At 43.2% G+C, this 14994-nt stretch carries 14 protein-coding genes; 11 read left to right on the top strand and 3 right to left on the bottom strand.

Annotated elements, in window-relative coordinates; genetic code table 11:
* Positions 1-25 precede the first annotated feature (25 nt).
* The gene (gene xseA, locus AAEY72_RS02100; RefSeq protein ID WP_352309268.1) at positions 26-1558 is read right to left on the bottom strand and encodes an exodeoxyribonuclease VII large subunit; all 1533 of its coding nucleotides are present in this window, start codon (positions 1556-1558) and stop codon (positions 26-28) included.
* Positions 1559-1881: 323 nt separating this feature from the next.
* Positions 1882-2250, bottom strand: a complete 369-nt coding sequence (locus AAEY72_RS02095; protein WP_194618661.1) for a hypothetical protein — start codon at positions 2248-2250, stop codon at positions 1882-1884.
* Positions 2251-2596: 346 nt separating this feature from the next.
* On the opposite strand from AAEY72_RS02095, the gene AAEY72_RS02090 reads away from it, so the two are divergent.
* The 11 genes from AAEY72_RS02090 to purF all read left to right on the top strand — a co-directional run bounded on the left by AAEY72_RS02090 (position 2597) and on the right by purF (position 14126).
* Complete coding sequence (locus AAEY72_RS02090; RefSeq protein WP_352309267.1) at positions 2597-3253, top strand: alpha/beta hydrolase; 657 nt, start codon at positions 2597-2599, stop codon at positions 3251-3253.
* A gap of 207 nt (positions 3254-3460) precedes the next feature.
* Positions 3461-4567, top strand: coding sequence for a cell division protein ZapE (zapE, locus tag AAEY72_RS02085; protein WP_352309266.1), 1107 nt, complete (start codon positions 3461-3463; stop codon positions 4565-4567).
* A gap of 145 nt (positions 4568-4712) precedes the next feature.
* A complete protein-coding gene (locus AAEY72_RS02080; protein ID WP_352309265.1) occupies positions 4713-5387 on the top strand; it encodes a nitroreductase family protein in 675 nt (224 codons plus the stop codon).
* Between the two features lie 114 nt (positions 5388-5501).
* Positions 5502-6815, top strand: coding sequence for an NAD(P)H-dependent glycerol-3-phosphate dehydrogenase (locus AAEY72_RS02075; protein ID WP_352309264.1), 1314 nt, complete (start codon positions 5502-5504; stop codon positions 6813-6815).
* Between the two features lie 108 nt (positions 6816-6923).
* Positions 6924-7382, top strand: a complete 459-nt coding sequence (gene sixA / locus AAEY72_RS02070; RefSeq protein ID WP_352309263.1) for a phosphohistidine phosphatase SixA — start codon at positions 6924-6926, stop codon at positions 7380-7382.
* A gap of 326 nt (positions 7383-7708) precedes the next feature.
* Positions 7709-9013 carry a type II secretion system protein GspL gene (gene gspL / locus AAEY72_RS02065; RefSeq protein ID WP_352309262.1) on the top strand — a complete coding sequence of 435 codons (1305 nt, stop codon included), beginning with the start codon at positions 7709-7711 and terminating at the stop codon, positions 9011-9013.
* Between the two features lie 102 nt (positions 9014-9115).
* Positions 9116-9664 (top strand): type II secretion system protein M, encoded by a 549-nt coding sequence (locus AAEY72_RS02060; RefSeq protein WP_240215704.1) that lies wholly within the window; start codon positions 9116-9118, stop codon positions 9662-9664.
* A 345-nt stretch (positions 9665-10009) separates the two neighbouring features.
* Positions 10010-10438, top strand: coding sequence for a DUF4870 family protein (locus AAEY72_RS02055; RefSeq protein ID WP_352309261.1), 429 nt, complete (start codon positions 10010-10012; stop codon positions 10436-10438).
* A gap of 178 nt (positions 10439-10616) precedes the next feature.
* Complete coding sequence (locus tag AAEY72_RS02050) at positions 10617-11651, top strand: quinone-dependent dihydroorotate dehydrogenase (RefSeq protein ID WP_189581643.1); 1035 nt, start codon at positions 10617-10619, stop codon at positions 11649-11651.
* A gap of 27 nt (positions 11652-11678) precedes the next feature.
* Positions 11679-12176 (top strand): CvpA family protein, encoded by a 498-nt coding sequence (locus AAEY72_RS02045; RefSeq protein WP_352309259.1) that lies wholly within the window; start codon positions 11679-11681, stop codon positions 12174-12176.
* Positions 12177-12590: 414 nt separating this feature from the next.
* Positions 12591-14126, top strand: a complete 1536-nt coding sequence (gene purF, locus AAEY72_RS02040) for an amidophosphoribosyltransferase (RefSeq protein ID WP_194618648.1) — start codon at positions 12591-12593, stop codon at positions 14124-14126.
* Between the two features lie 154 nt (positions 14127-14280).
* Here purF and AAEY72_RS02035 read toward each other — a convergent pair whose 3' ends face one another.
* The gene (locus tag AAEY72_RS02035; protein WP_189581649.1) at positions 14281-14814 is read right to left on the bottom strand and encodes a DUF2058 domain-containing protein; all 534 of its coding nucleotides are present in this window, start codon (positions 14812-14814) and stop codon (positions 14281-14283) included.
* Positions 14815-14994 lie beyond the last annotated feature (180 nt).

Below are 14994 nucleotides of genomic sequence, written 5' to 3'. Positions count from 1 at the left end.
GTAATCGTTAGATATTATTAGGTGGTTAACTGGGGATGTCTGAGGTTTTTGTCGTTTTTTTCTCAGTATTAACATCAACAATCTGAGCTTTAGCCTTGCCGTCTTTTAAGACGATATGAATAGTTTGCTCAGGAGAGAGTTGCGTACTGCTGGTCAATATCTGTTTGTCTTTATCATCAGTCAGCATCGCATAGCCTTGCTTGAGCACGCGAGACGGTCGGTGCAAAAGTACGATATCACGAAGATGGGCGCTATCACGTTGTGCTTGTATCACTTGCTGCTGAGCGCTCTGCATAATGGTTTTTTGATAGATACCACTGTAGTTATGGGCGCTGGCTAATTGCTGATATGCAAGGGTTTGCGTCTGTGTGTGTAACGCAGTTGTCAGTCTCGCCGTTTGCTTTACTTGCCGCTGCGCACTCTGCTGAATACTACGCCACGCATAGTCGCTGTCTTTTTGCAGCGCGGTTAGCTGACCGATGGTACGCGACTGCATTTGGCTCAATTGTCGCGCCGTTTGTTGCTCCGCGATATTGAGTTGACGCTGAGCGGCTTGTTTAATTTGTGTTTGATAATGCAAAGTCTGCGTGACCAGTTGCGCTAAATGGCTACTAATCGCCGCGATCACTTTGGATGGCGTGTCAAAGCTGCTGTGCGCCACTTCATCTAAAATCACTTTATCGCGCTCGTGACCAATACCAACCCAGACGGGGACAGGCTGTTCAGCGACCAATGCGGCAAGCTCGTAATCATTGAGGTAAGCCAAATCTCCCACCGCGCCGCCACCACGAATAATCACTAATAAGTCAGGCAGACGCTGATAAGTATCTTGGAATTGTTGCTGGGCACTGACGATGGCTTGGCGAATCTCGCTTGGGGCATGATTGCCTTGAAAGGTCGCGTGATGGTAGTGAAATTGACAAGCGCCTGTACTCGCTAAGCGATCCGCATCGGCTTGAAAATCACCTAAACCTGCGGCCTTTTCGGGAGCAATCACTAGGACATGCTCGATATCAAAGGGCACAGGTAACTGTTGATTAAGCTGCAATAAGCCTTCACCAGTCAAGCGATCGGCCATCTCCGCATATTGCCGTGCCAAATCCCCTAAGGTATAGCTAGGATCAATGTCTTCAATCGTAATAGAGAAGCCATATTGTGCGTGAAAACCTGCGGATACTTTGAGTAACACGGTCAAGTCGCGCTCAAGAGGCATGCCGGTTGCCCGCTCAAACTTTGCCAATACGCGTGCAGCTTTAAAGCGCCAGAGATTGCCACGGCAGCTGGCGACTACTTTGCCTTCCTCATCTTTTTCAGCCAACTCAAAGTAATAATGCCCGCCTTTGCTAGACAGATTACGAATTTCAGCCTTCACCCATACGCGGTGGTCAAAGGTTTGTTTGATGACCATCTCAACCGCTGATAAATAGTCACTCAAACGCAAGACCGTATCTTCTAAATGATCTTCCTGCTCAGCCAGTTCGGCTTCTAGCGTCGCTAAATCTTTGGCAGGCGCTAACACTTTTGCTGGTTTGGTATTTGAAAGATTGGGTTTGCGCATAATAGTAGACCAAGGGTTTTGAAAACAAAGATTCTAAAAACAAGGATTCTGAAAACTAAGAAACTGAATAGGGGGTGTAGAAGATTAAACAGGGTAGTTTACCTTAAAAGTGTAGCTACAAAAAGTAAAGCCAGTAAGTCAGCGATCAATATATTATTTTCATCGCTGACTTACTGGCCAAACCCTATTATATTTTACACCAAATACCGTTATTTTTATTGAGTACAAGGCAAAGCTAGGGCTACTCACGTGTTTATCAGCTTATTCAGTCAGCTTAAAAATTTAGTAGAATGCTTTAGCTTTGTCAGTTGATAATGGTTCTTTTATTGGCATCGGAAGTTGATCGTATACTCATAATCATCATCGCGTGACAAATTGGGTGAGCCAGTGCCAAAGATAGAACCAATAACCGCACTCGCTTGTCCGACCATACGACCCGTGCGCTCATCTAAAATACCATTATAAGCAACTTTGTCATCAACGATGATCACTTGTTTGCTGCGACAAGTATCCTTCGCGCTATCAAGCGCATTTTGCTGAGCTTTTACTTTGCTATCCGCTATCCCAGTAGTCTCGTAAATGGAATTGGCACGTTGAATGACTGGTGAGGAAGGCGTGCTCTGGCAAGCACTCAAAACAAGCGCAGTCGCCAAAGTAGCAGTGATGGTGGCAGTTTTATTAACAGTATTCATAAATTATTCCTCTTTTCTATAAATTAATCATAAAAACTAAAGACAAGTAGGGCAAGTATTTTGTTTATTAAAAGACAGACTAAATCTAACCTATTGCAGTCTGGGGTGTCTAGGCAGTTATTGTGTTCGGTATTGCGCTTGTATTACATGCTGCAATTTAGCCATTTTAAGACCACTAAATGTATCCATGTGCTAATTGATGACACGCCCTAAGTGTTCCAAGCTATTATTTATGATAAAACCATGTGCACCTGCCACAAACCTGAGGCGTACACAGCAAATCACTTGAAATAAAAATCATATCGAGGATAATTGAGGTATTCATTTTCAATTATTAAGTAATTTTATGCCATTAATTCCTGCTCCTGCTGGCGTGCTCGAAGTTGACGCGCTATGGCAACAAGACAATCCTAACGATCCGAATACCGACACGGTGGCGCTGCTTTGTCATCCCAACCCACTGTTTGATGGCACGATGAACAATAAAGTGGTCACCACAATGTACCGTTTTGCGCGTGATAATGGTATGCACGTGGTCCGTTTTAACTTTCGCGGTGTCGGTCAGTCGACTGGCGAGCATGATTATGCGGAAGGTGAGGTGGTGGATGCAATGACCGTGCTACAATGGATTGCAGAACAAACCAATGCACGTAAGTTATGGCTTGGCGGCTTTTCTTTTGGTGGTTACGTGATTGCGCGTGCGGCTGAGCAAGTCATAGAAGCACCGCATGTGTGGGGCTTGAGTGATTTTGAAGTTTCTAAAATCGCGCTGATTGCTCCCTCAGTAGAAAAAAACAATACCAGTGACTTAAGCTTGCCAGCTGACAAAACTTTTGAGATCTATGGTAATGCTGATACAGTCATTGACCCTGATAATATGCAGAAATTTGCAGAACGCTTAGGTCTAGCAGTCAGTGTCGTGGACGGTGCTGGACATTTTTTTCACGGTCGCTTGTCTGAGTTAAAAAAGCTGTTGCAACAGCATAGTTTTGATGAGCATTGAAGATCAAGTCACCTCATAAGTTTCACCACCTGAGATAGTATCAGTCCGTAGGAACAGCACTCTTTTATGCCGCTTCTTTGTTGAAAATAGGCGCTTAGAAATATTGCCCTACTGTTTCTAATGTCGAATTGCCTGAAAATAGTTAGTGTCATGGTCGAAGGATCAAACACGCCCTAATATTTACCTTTTTAAATGATGAGTCGTATTATGAGTTTATCTCCATTGCAACGTTACGAGCAAGCCGTCAGTACCGATGAGTTTACTCGAGATGAGCAGCAATATCAGGCCATGAGCTATCTTGATGAGCTACATCACCAGCTCACCAGTCGCGTGGAACAAAAAAAAGGCATTTTTAGTTTTTTAAAATCTAAGCCGGCTGCCCCAAAAGGTCTGTATATGTGGGGCGGTGTTGGACGTGGTAAGACATGGATGATGGACATGTTTTATGATTCTTTGACGATTGATCGCAAGATGCGCCTTCATTTCCATCATTTTATGCAGCGCGTTCATCGTGAGCTAAACGCCATACAAGGCGAAAGTAACCCACTAGAGAAAGTGGCTGACATCATTTATAAAGAAGCAGTCATTATCTGCTTTGATGAATTCTTTGTCTCTAACGTCTCTGATGCGATGATTTTGGGCGATCTCTTTACCATGCTATTCAATCGTGGTATTACATTGGTCGCTACCTCAAATATTGAGCCAGCAGGACTCTATAAAGACGGTTTACACCGCGATCGTTTTATGCCCGCGATCGCTGAAGTTGAGCACCATACCGCCGTGATGAATATTGACTCCGGTATCGATTATCGTTTGCGCGTGTTGCAGCAAGCAGAGCTGTATGAATCGCCCATGACCAAAGCCAACCACCATTGGTTGGCCAACCGTTTTGCCAGTTTATCTAATAATCAAAAAATCAGTAATGAGCCGATTACTATTAATGGTCGTCAAATTAAGATTAATGCTCGTACTGAAGATGTTTTATTTTGCGACTTCCGTCATTTATGTATGGAGCCACGTTCGGCTGCTGATTTTATTGAACTCGCGAAACAGTTTAGTACGGTCTTAGTCGATTCAGTACCATCATTGGATGATGACCTGCGTGATCCGACACGGCGTTTTGTTTATCTGGTCGATGAGTTTTACGATCGCCGCGTAAAATTACTGATTCGAGCAGAGCAATCAATTCTTGAGCTGTATCAAGGCGAAAAACTGGCGTTTGAGATTGAACGGACGCGTTCGCGCTTGCTTGAGATGCAATCAGAAGATTATTTAAAAATGGAGCACCGTGTCGAAAATGCAGATGCGGCTTGATGGTATGATCACTATTTAAAGTGAGAGGGTAAAGGCTGCTTGATGTTTCGTTTACGGTTTTACGATTGTCTAATCATATTTATAACGGGATAATCTGCTGACATAAACAGTAGCAGTCAATATCAATAATAAATAAGGGTGAATAATGAATAAGTCTGACGAAACTAATTCTACAAAAGACAATCAAGTAAAGAAAAATGAAAAAATATCGATTAAAGCACTAATGACTGAGAGTACGCCATTTACTAGCGACGAGCTGATTCACTGGATCAATTCAAGACGTAGCGTGGGTAACTTAGATCTTCCTGCACCAACGCGCGCTCAGATTGAAGAAGCGATTGGGTGTGCCGCGACCGCGCCTGACCACAAAAAACTGCGTCCATGGCGTTTTATCGTGACTGCGGGCGATGCTCGTCATGATTTAGGGCGTGCCCTTGTCGAAGCAGCAAAAGCAAAGGCGACAGAAGAGGGCGAGGTGCTCTCTGAGAAAACAGTGCAAAAAACGCAGACGATGCCGCTGCGTGCACCAGTTGTGATTACCGTGGTTACTCAAATGCAAGAACACAAAAAAGTACCGCATTTTGAGCAAATGTTAAGTGCAGGCGCTGCGGTTCAAAATCTTATTCTGGCTTTAAAAGCGCAAGGCTTTAGCACAGTATGGCGCACAGGCTTACTGTGTAACGAACCTGCTATAAAAGCATATTTTGGCGTAAGTGCAGATGATTATGTCACGGCTTTTGTTTATACTGGCACCAGCCCTAAAGACGAACCCACACGCAAAGCTATTGATATCGAGCCGCTGGTCCGCTTTGAGCCATAAACATATTTGAGTGCTACCGAGCTAAGATTGGTTACTTATTAAACATAACTGGTCTCAGTAGCTGTCCACTAAAGATATTATTAATAATAAGTCAGTCAATACGGATAAATGCATATGACAAGCGCTAATGACAGCAATACCAATGCCAACAAAGATACCAATGAAAATAGTAGCAACGAGAGTAATAAAACAGCTGACAAACAAAACAGTCTGTTGTCGGGTATCATTGGACGAGCTAGTAAATCTGGTATTGGCCGTAAGAAGCTAGATCCTAGTGCGGTAGAGTCTGCGGTGGCAAAAAACATGGCAGAGATTCATAATAATCCTACCAAGCTGCGTTTGGCATTTTTGGGCGGTGGTAGTTTTGGTACAGCGATGGCGAACCTAGCCGCGCGTAATGGTTGTGATACCACGCTGTGGGTTCGTAACAAGCGTACCGTCAAGGCGATGCAAAAAACGCAGATGAACAAGAAATACCTGCCCGGTCACAAGCTTGATGACCGCCTGAAGTACAGTCATGATCTAGCGTCAGCAGTCAAAGATACCGACATTATCTTTATTGCAGTGCCAGGCTTGGCTTTTCGTGAAACGCTGAAAAACATCGCTCCCTTTATCAGTGGGCAGTCTATTGTGTCGCTAACGAAAGGCATGGAAAAAGACACTTTTGCCATGATGAGTGATATTATCAAAGAGGTGTTGCCTGAAGTGAATTTTGGCGTTATGTCAGGGCCCAATCTTGCTATAGAAATTATGAAAAATATGCCGTCTGCTACAGTGATTGCGAGTGAGTCTGAACCACTACGTCATGCTGTACAAGCAGCACTGCATAGTGCCTTCTTTAGAGTGTTCGCCAGCGATGATATTCGCGGTGTTGAGCTGGGCGGGGCGCTCAAAAACATCTATGCTATTGCGATGGGTATGGCTGCTGCCTACGAAGTAGGTGAGAACACCAAAGCCATGATATTAACTCGCGCGCTGGCAGAGATGAGTCGTTTTGGTGTCGAAGCCGGTGCCAATCCACTGACGTTTTTAGGGTTATCAGGTGTTGGTGACTTATACGCAACCTGTAGCTCAGAATTAAGCCGTAACTACCGCATCGGTAATATGCTTGGTCGTGGCATGAGTATTGATGCCGCCGTCAAAAAGCTGGGTCAGACTGCTGAAGGCGTTAATACTATCCAGCAAGTCCACGAAAAAGCGACCAAAGACGGTATTTATATGCCGATTACCCATGCGCTTTATGCAGTTATTTATGAAGATAAAGCCGCATTAGGTGTGGCGCTTCATTTGATGGAAGCGGGATTTCGTAGTGACGTCGAGTTCGTGATGGCTCACGACCATAGCAATGCTGCCCTTACTGCGCAAATGAAAGCTGCCAATAGTACTTCTAAAAACGAGAGTAGCGGTAAAGACAGCGACTCTAAGTAAAATGATTGCTAGAAATGTGTATTGCTGAAAATGTGTAAGGTCAGGCAGTGGCAAAGCAGGTTATAGAAAGGCAACTGATAAAAAGGCAAGCTATAGACAAGGAAAGTTATGAAAATTATACTAGTGCGTCACGGTCAAGCAGAAGACGAAACGCGTCCAGATAGCGCTCGTCAGCTGACCAATTTTGGGCAGCAGCAAGCCGCGCAAACTGCAGAATATATCACGACCAATTATAAGCCCGATCGTTTTATCGTGAGTCCTTATGATAGGGCGCAGCAAACGTTAGCAGAGCTGCAAGCGCGTGTGCCTACAATACCAGCGACAGTACAAGATAATATTACACCTTCTGACGATGCCCATAGTGCGTTGACCGATATAGCAAAGATTGAGGCGCAGTGTCTCGTGGTGGTGTGTCATATGTCTATCGTCGCCAATCTCGCTGGCTTACTAACGGGTGATTATCCGGAGTCGTTTTCTTTGGCAGAAGCACGAGTGTTTGAGATGGATTTCATCATGTCTGGAATGGCAACTGAGGTCGATCGTTTTGTACCTGAGCAACCGTATTGATATCACTTTTCAATCGACTATTTGGTATTAGGGCGTGTCCTCAATTCAAGCGATTTTATCTAAATGGGCTAAAAATGGCTAAATTTTGCCAAATATCGTCAAATAGCTGATTAATATCTCGATATTATTTGCGATATTTTCCTCATTTGACTGCAATTTATCTCATTTTTATGACCATTTTTAAAATGAGGACACGCCCTAGTGATATTATTCATCATGACCTTGTTTAAAAATATTGAGATGTTTTAAACATAAACATGGTCATGGGCGCTTACAGAACGTATAAGTTTGTTATTTTACGGCTTTGATAATTAAGGACACACTTAGTGTTACATGTTTGGTTAAGAGCGCAGCACAGTCCGCTAGCTGTCTGGCATGAAGACGTACAACAATGGCAGTCAGTTGCTGGCTGGCAACAGTTGCATGATATTTATAGCAGCTATAAATCCAATAGCCATAAAACAGTCTGTTTGTACTTTCCGTCAAGCCACGTATTACAAGTGGATACCGAGCTTAATGGTGCTCAGCTAAAGCAATTGGGTAATACCGGTAAGCAGTATCTATTTGAAGAGACGTCCTTAACCCCTGTTGAGCAATTGGCAATACGGCAAACCAGTCTTGCTGATAGCCAGTATTTATATGCGCTCGCGCAGAGTGATATTGAGGCATGGCAGCAAAGTGCCAAACTTGTCGGTATGAGTATCGCGGCATTACTGCCTGACTTTTTATTATTACCAGTGCCAGAAGAAGGCGCGGGGCAGCAAATCACTCTATATCAAGATGACCAGACAATGCTGCTACGCCAATCATTATATCAAGGGATGGCGGTCAGCTATTTACCGTTGATTTTTGAGCGCTTTCCGCAGTTGAGTGAAGTGATGGTGGTGCCAAGCATTGAAGCTTTTGATAATACAAATTTTTCAGACCTTGATGCTACAAGATCTGATCCTAGTATCGATTTGCAAAACCCAGTAACGACCACCGATTTTTCGGCACAAACAGCCGCGCTTATCGCAGATCATCAGCTGCTATTGAGTATGTTAACCAGTACGCCAAAGCCGATTGATAGCCCTGAACGTCATGCGCTTAATTTCTTTATCAAATCAACCGATTCGCAATTATCGCCTTACCTACGTGTAGCAATGATGGTAGCGTTGTCAGCCCTAGTGCTGCAAATAGCGACAGATGGGGTGCAGTTTTATCAATATAATCAAGCGACTGCGGCAACAAAAACAGCGATTACTAATCAATATCAGTCTTGGTTTCCTGATGAACGTCTAAACCCCCGAACCAATTTAACCACGCAAATGGCGCCAAAACTGAGTACCAATGGTCAAGCATCCCCACATATAGCCGTGCTATCACGCATATCACCACTGATTAAGCAATCCTCCTTAAAGGCACAGTCTCTGGTTATGCAACCGTCCGCGCTCAGTTTTACCTTGATTGCGCCTGACCGAGATAGCCTTGATAAATTTGCCAATACCCTGTTCACCCAAGGATTAACAGCCAAGTTAGAACGGGTAAATAGTAATGAGCAAGGGCAGTTTAGTGGGCAAATTACTGTGAGTATAAATGAAGAAGGTACTACGCCAGAAAGCATTGGTGCAGATAAGGTAGCAGCATCTTAAGCTCGCTGAGAACTTCAACTTCTCATGACTGATATATTTTTGATGACAATAAGCATTATAGTAGTCACTTGATCGCAAACTATTGGCAATAAAGGTTAGAGAATGAAACGATTACAGCGCCGTGCCAAACGTAGCACCACCGCACCTAAAGCAAGCGCTTTTTCAGAGCGGGTGAATAGTTATCAAAATGTCCTATCATCACGCTGGCAGGCATTGTCTCCACGCGATCAATTAGCATTGGCCATATTGTCTGCTTTTCTGCTGTTATTTGTGGGTGGCTACGGCGGTTATACGGTTCATCAAGCTGCAAGCGATAGCAAAAGTGAGTATCAAGAGCAGGTTGCTGACTATTTTTGGCTGCGCGCGCAAGCGGGTAATATTGATAGTAATACGGTCAATACTGTAGATGGGGCAGCCGCTATGCCACCTGCCAGTACTGTCAGCGCGCTGTTAAATACTTCGGGTATTACAGATGCGCAAGTAGTCGCGGCTGGCGATGCAATTCAACTGAGCTTTACCAATGCCAGTCAGGCGGTTGTGAGTGCGGCACTTGGTAAACTCAAACAGCAAGGTTGGCAATTTACTCAACTCTCGATGCAACAGGACGTGACCACCAAAGCCATTGAGGTGCAAGCGACTGTCACTTCTTAAAATCGTAGTCAATTCTATGTAAATCAGACTTCTTTATATCCAAATTATATTGAACCGATGATACGCTTAGGATTTTCTGCATAAGAAAAGTCACAGCGTAAACCGTGTTTTATTAACATTACTTTCACCCACTGTTACTGCTTCATATTTTGAATTGAACTTCATTGAAAAATATCCTATCCGACACAATTAAAGTTTTGTGGCACGCTTTAGTGATAGGCGTTTTCTATAAAGTATTTCTATAAAATGTTTTTCTGAGCTTGAATGGATAAGCATCTGCGTCAACAGACTAATGTGAAAATTAAGACGTCTGATTATAATATGACCTGTTAAGGATCAAGACACATGATAAACGATAATATAAGCGGCAACATTAGTGACAGTAAACGCCGTTCTTTGACCACTTATAATCACATCACCTATCTATTGTATGTGATCAGTTATTTTACGGCTGGTCTATTGTGGATTGTGCCGATTATCATGAATTATGCTAAGCGCCACGATGCGGACGGCTCATGGCTCGCCACGCATTTTGATTGGCAAATTAAGACATTTTGGTACAGTATCGTCTGGTTTATCATAGGCATTCTTATCATCACGTTTGCTTTAGGCGGTTTTGGTGTCAGCATGCTTGCTGATAGCAGCAATATAGCCATCGGTTCATTTTTATTGGTCAGTGTTGGTTTTATTATTATGGGACTGACCTTTATTTGGCATCTTTATCGTATTATACGAGGTTGGATTGCCTTAACAGATGGGCGACCTGTGCCATAATATGGGCAATCTCATATCAGTTTGATACGGTGTTTAGCAGCGCTTATTGACTTTTTGGAATAGAAATTTGCTGTATGAAACTTTGGTCTTATTTCTGTTAAGCTGATATAATCGCTGCGCTTAACCTCTTTCGTTTTTCTCATTCATCATTGCTTTTCGAGCAGGGTCTGTCGTTACTATGTCTTATGCCTTACTTCGCCCTTTTTTATTTAAGATGGATCCTGAACACGCCCATGAGATGACTTTATCTTTATTAGATAAAGCTCATAAAGCGCGTGCTTTAGGTTTGGTATATGGTCAGTCGATGCAACCCACAGACTGTATGGGATTACAATTCGATAATCCAGTCGGTCTTGCAGCAGGGTTGGATAAAAACGGCGATTATATCGACGCACTGTCCGAGCTTGGCTTTGGCTTTATAGAAGTGGGCACGGTCACGCCAAAGCCGCAGATTGGCAATGATAAGCCACGACTATTTAGAATCAAGCAAGCCGATGCTATTATCAATCGTATGGGTTTTAACAATCAGGGCGTTGATTATCTGATTGAAAACGTCAAGCGCTGCAAATACAAAGGTAATATCGGCATCAATATCGGTAAAAATGCCAGTACGCCAGTGGAACAAGCCGCTGATGATTACGTCTATTGCTTAGAGCGAGTTTATCCACACGCTTCCTATATTACTGTCAATATCTCATCGCCAAATACCAAAAACTTACGTGATTTGCAGAGTGGTGAAGCGTTGACTCAGCTACTTGATACGATTAAAAATCGTCATAATCAATTGGCAACAGAGTATGGCTTTTATGTGCCATTGGTCTTAAAAGTAGCCCCTGATTTAGAGCCGCTACAAGTGGATTATATTGCACAGCAGTTGTTAGATTTTGAGATTGATGGTTTGATAGCTACCAATACTACATTGAGCCGCGTCGGTGTCGAAGACTTGCAAGATGGTGACCAAGCCGGTGGCCTATCTGGTCGTCCAGTGAGCCACATTAGCACCCAAATTTTACAACAATTCTCTGATCAGCTGGATGGTAAAGTGGCTTTGATTGGCGTGGGTGGTATTGATAGCGGTGCCAAAGCGGTTAAAAAGATTGAAGCAGGTGCCGATATGGTACAGCTTTATACTGGGCTGATTTATCGAGGTCCTGGGCTGGTACAGTCGTGCCTTCAAGCGATTGGTGGCTATTACGATGCCATGGAAGGTTAGACAACCACTAAAAATGAGGCGTTATATATGAGTGGTCTAGACATCGTGATTGCTATTGTGGTCTTGATTGGCTTATGGCGTGGCTTTCAGGTAGGACTCATTAAGACGGCAGTAGGTCTGGTAGGCTGGTTTATTGCTCTCATTGCTGCCACGCGCTTAGCAGGCTCAGTTGCTCCGCAGTTATCAGGTGTTGTACAAGCTCCTGTCTTACAAATGGCAATGGCCTTTTTAATCGTTGTGATTGTTATATTAGCGATTATGCATCTAGTGGCTTTTGTATTCTCAGGCATGCTAAAAACCTTGCGTTTGGGCGTAGTGGACAAAATGGCAGGTGGTGTCCTTGGGGCAGCCAAAAATGTATTGATGGTGTTGGTTGTTCTTAGTGTTAGCGCACCACTATTGGTACAAATGCCGCAATGGCAAACCTCGGTGCTCGCGCCTGAACTACTGCCTTATGCACCGATGGGCAAAGCTTTGGTCTCAGATGTGCTCGGTATGGCTTGGGATCAAGTCAACCAGTCTTAATGCTTAGAACTTGCCTTGGACTTATTCTTTGTTCCTAAGGCCTGCGTTTCTAACATGCCAAACTTACATATATTTTGATATTACCAATTAAAATTTCAAAGACTGTCATTTTAAAGCTTGTGTTTTTAAAGCATTATTTTTTAAACAATGCGATGCCAAAAATCATGACTGAGTCTTTGTAATTCATCCTTGATAAAAAGTTATTTGACAGCATTTAGGGTTCATAAATTTCGATTTATGAATGATTGATGACTTTGCCGACTATACATCAGCAAGGAAGTTATCATCAATATTTTAAGCTTAAGCAACATCATCAGGTCAGCGGCAAGGGTTAGATAGTTGTTTTTTATAAAACACTGTCAAGATTATGTCGTTATTGTTTTACTAATGTGTGGTTCAAAATAGGATATAACTATGTGTGGAGTCATTGGAGTTGCAGCTCATGAGCCAGTTAATCAGATTCTTTATGATGGCTTAACAATGCTACAGCATCGTGGGCAAGACGCGGCAGGTATCGTGACTTTGCAAGATGGTCGGCTTTATTTGCGTAAAGAAAACGGCATGGTACGTGACGTTTTTATGAATCGCCACATGATGAAGCTGGTTGGTAAATTTGGTATCGGTCATGTGCGCTATCCGACGGCAGGCAGCTCAAGCAGTGCAGAAGCTCAGCCGTTTTATGTCAACTCACCCTATGGTATTACGCTGGCACATAATGGTAATTTAACCAATGCTGAAAGCTTGGCTAAAGCCTTGTACAAAGAAGACCGTCGTCATCTGAATACAGACTCAGATTCAGAAGTATTGTTAAACGTACTTGCGCATGAGATGCAGAATTTGGGCAAAACACACCCAACGGCTGATGATATTTTTGAAGCGGTAAAAGCGGTCTACAGCCGCTGCGAAGGCGCTTATGGTGTCGTTGCCTTGATTACTGGTCATGGCTTGCTTGCTTTTCGTGATCCAAACGGTATTCGTCCGCTCATCTTTGGTGAGCGTTTGGCAGCCAATGGCGGCACAGAATATATGGTTGCCTCAGAATCAGTTGCATTGACTGGCTCTGGCTTTACCATCATTCGTGATGTTAGACCTGGTGAAGCCATTTTTATTGATTTAGACCATCAGCTGCATACGTATCAGTGCGTTGAGCAGCAAGAGTATACGCCTTGTATTTTTGAATACGTCTATTTTGCTCGTCCAGATTCTATTATGGACAATATCTCAGTCTATAAATCGCGTCTGCGTATGGGTGAGAAGCTTGGTGATAAAATTCTTGCAGAATGGGGTGAAGATCACGACATCGATGTGGTCATTCCTATTCCGGATACTTCGCGTACCTCAGCGATGGAGCTGGCGCTTAAGATGAATATCAAGTACCGTGAAGGGTTTATGAAAAACCGTTATATCGGTCGTACCTTTATTATGCCAGGCCAGCAGCAACGCAAAAAATCAGTACGTCAAAAACTTAGCGCTGTACCGTTAGAATTTAAAGGTAAAAACGTTTTACTGGTCGATGATTCAATCGTTCGCGGCACTACTTGCCATGAAATCATCCAAATGGCGCGTGATGCAGGTGCACGTAAAGTATTCTTTGCCAGTGCAGCGCCACCCGTAAAATATCCAAACGTGTATGGCATCGATATGCCAGTGCGCAGCGAGCTTATTGCTTCAGGGCATAGCGTTGAAGAAGTGCGTAAAATCATTGGTGCTGATCGCTTGATTTTCCAAGACTTAGACGATTTGATCGAAGCGGTAAAAGACACCAAACACAGCAAAGTCGAAGGGTTTGACTGTGCGGTATTTAATGGTTGCTATATTACTGGGCAAATCAATGAAGCCTATCTTGAGCATCTGCAAGAGCAGCGCAGTGATACCGCTAAGACTGGCAAAAAAGGCGTACAAATAGTGGCTGATACACCCGTAGATATGATGGGTGTAGAAGAGCTTTAAGCCTCTAAATACTTAAATTTCTGTATATAAAAAGGCTGGATTCTTGATAGAATCCAGCCTTTTTTATTGCTTAAAATAAGAGATATTCTTTGAAAAACCGCTATTTATGGTAAGAGGTGATCTTGGGAATATATATAGCGCTTTATTGGTAGGATTACCACATTAAATCATCTGGAATCACATAGGCGGCATAAGGATCGTCATCCGCTAACGCATTGTCTGAGGTATCGTTAGACACCACCATAAAGCCTTCCAATTTTGTATCTATACGATCGGCTAAAGGGCGAGGAAGCAGGGCATAGCTTTCTTCCAAGCGTGCAATGACCACATGACCCGCCACAATTTGATCATATAATTTTTGCGTAATAGAGATTTTTTTGACTTTAGCATGATCAACGAATTGATAATTGACCTCACCCTGTGTATCGGTGATTTGATGCTGTCTAATCATTTGGACGATATTGGCCTTTAGCATTTTCTCTTCTAAAAGCTGCTGTTTTTCTTGATTGAGCTTCTGATCCTTCTCCAGCTTTTTCGCTTGGGCTGCTGCCAACGCTTTTTTAGCTTCCACATTGGACACATCACCAGTGCGCTTTGCATGTTCAGATTGCTTACTTATCTTTTTGGCTTTTTTGCTATCAACCAATCCCGCTTTTAAAAGTTGAGCTTGTAGGGCATTCTTGGCCATAATTTTATTACCTAGATGATAAAAATAAAAACTAAATAGTAGCAAATTTTGCGGCAGTGTGCCGTTAATTCATTGCAGACAGTAAAAGTGCGCATTGCTGTATGAAACATAACATAGTCGATACTAAGTAAAATAGGTACACGACATTATGATGCGTGACTGGCACAAATTTTTCTTGCT

Origin of the sequence: Psychrobacter sp. W2-37-MNA-CIBAN-0211, from assembly GCF_040309405.1 — a bacterium.
Lineage (GTDB): Bacteria > Pseudomonadota > Gammaproteobacteria > Pseudomonadales > Moraxellaceae > Psychrobacter > Psychrobacter glaciei.
This window is presented reverse-complemented; position numbering and strand designations above follow the sequence as displayed.